We start from the raw sequence: 764 nt of genomic DNA on the forward strand, positions 1-764 counted from the left end.
CTAACTTAAATAAAAAAGTCTCCGACGTACCTGGTACGGTTCAGTTTAGATAACACGATCAATGCTTTCAATGGTATGTTGAAAGGAGAAAACTTTGGCAAAGTGGTTGTAAAAATTTAAAAAATAGGAATTATCATGATCACACTACATCATTTAGATCAATCACGTTCTTTTCGCATTTTGTGGTTACTTGAAGAAATCAAGCAGCCTTATGAGTTGAAACGCTATTATCGTGACTCAAACACGCATTTGGCCCCTGACTCTTTAAAAACCATTCATTCTTTAGGGAAATCTCCAGTATTGGAATGGGATGGCAAAGTTATTGCAGAGTCGGGTGCGATCGTTGAGTTATTAATTCAGAAACTTGCGCCGCATTTAGCACCAGATATGGATGAATCTACCTATGTCGATTATCTACAGTGGATTCATTTCTCAGAAAGCTCGGCCATGCTGCCATTTTTGTTAAAAACGTTTAATGCGATAGAAACCAAGCAGGGTACGAAGTTGGTATTTCTAGAAAATTATACTCAAGTTGAGTTCGATAAAGTATTTGGCCATTTAAATGAATATTTAAAAGATAAAGAATTTCTAGTGGCAGACCGTTTAACCGGTGCTGACTTTATGATGGGCTTTGGACTACATGCTTTAGTTTATCATATGGGACAAGGTGGAAATTATCCCCATATCCAACGTTATGTAGCAGGTTTAAGCCAACTACCTAGCTGGCAAGCCGCAGTACAAATTGAACAAAATGGTGTGAAAAG

The 764-nt window shown here is 37.6% G+C and carries 1 protein-coding gene; it reads left to right on the forward strand.

Features of this window, described 5'->3' with window-relative positions; genetic code table 11:
* Nucleotides 1-135 precede the first annotated feature (135 nt).
* A partial coding sequence (locus tag AC4CVD_RS18615) for a glutathione S-transferase family protein (RefSeq protein WP_490753684.1) occupies nucleotides 136-764 on the forward strand: 629 nt, incomplete at its 3' end.

It is taken from the genome of Acinetobacter sp. LipI_23 (genome assembly GCF_058243045.1).